The following is an 811-nucleotide window of genomic DNA, read 5'->3' on the forward strand; positions in this document are numbered from 1 at the left end:
GGGATCACAGCTTGTTTATCAGCTTCCCCAGGCTTATCGCAGATTACCACGTCCTTCATCGCCTCTGACTGCCAAGGCATCCACCGTGTGCGCTTAGTCACTTGACCATATAACCCAAAGAAATCTTTAGATCAGTCAAATAACGCGTTTTTTGAACACATCCGACAAAGATGTATTCGAGTAACGATTCGCCACACACTTGATTCAACAATCCTTCTTCTCAAAGAGAAGCGCTCTTGTTGAAAGATTGTTCAGAACAATCTTGTTTCAAACTTGAGTGCTCAGCAACTAAACATATTAATTCTCTAAAGCCGAAGCTCTTGTGAATCAACATGTGTTGACAGATTCCATATTTTTAAAGATCAGGGTTTTTCGACAAAAAAAAACCAAAATTCAATACATCAACTTTTCATACTGCGTGATGCATTCAATTTTGATTTCTCTTATATCCGCCTCACGGCGAAGAAAAATGGTGGAGCCAAGCGGGATCGAACCGCTGACCTCCTGCGTGCAAGGCAGGCGCTCTCCCAGCTGAGCTATGGCCCCATGGCTTTGCTTATAGTTACTTCCTAAGGAAGTGGTGGGTCTGGGCAGATTCGAACTGCCGACCTCACCCTTATCAGGGGTGCGCTCTAACCAACTGAGCTACAGACCCATAAGCAAGGTTTGATCTTCAGATTTCAGACAATTCGTGTGAACGCTTATCGGCAAGATTTCGTTTAAGGAGGTGATCCAGCCCCAGGTTCCCCTAGGGCTACCTTGTTACGACTTCACCCCAGTCATGAATCACTCCGTGGTAACCGCTCTCCCG

Annotated in this window: 2 tRNA genes and 2 rRNA genes; all 4 read right to left on the minus strand. The window is 45.6% G+C overall.

What is annotated here, in order from left to right:
• A 23S ribosomal RNA gene (locus EHSB41UT_RS24120) occupies nucleotides 1-107 on the minus strand; the annotation flags it as partial.
• 363 nt (nucleotides 108-470) lie between these two features.
• Nucleotides 471-546, minus strand: a tRNA-Ala gene (locus EHSB41UT_RS24125).
• A 32-nt stretch (nucleotides 547-578) separates the two neighbouring features.
• A tRNA-Ile gene (locus EHSB41UT_RS24130) sits at nucleotides 579-655 on the minus strand.
• A 65-nt stretch (nucleotides 656-720) separates the two neighbouring features.
• Nucleotides 721-811, minus strand: a 16S ribosomal RNA gene (locus EHSB41UT_RS24135); the annotation flags it as partial.

Source organism: Parendozoicomonas haliclonae (assembly GCF_900174585.1).
GTDB lineage: Bacteria > Pseudomonadota > Gammaproteobacteria > Pseudomonadales > Endozoicomonadaceae > Sansalvadorimonas > Sansalvadorimonas haliclonae.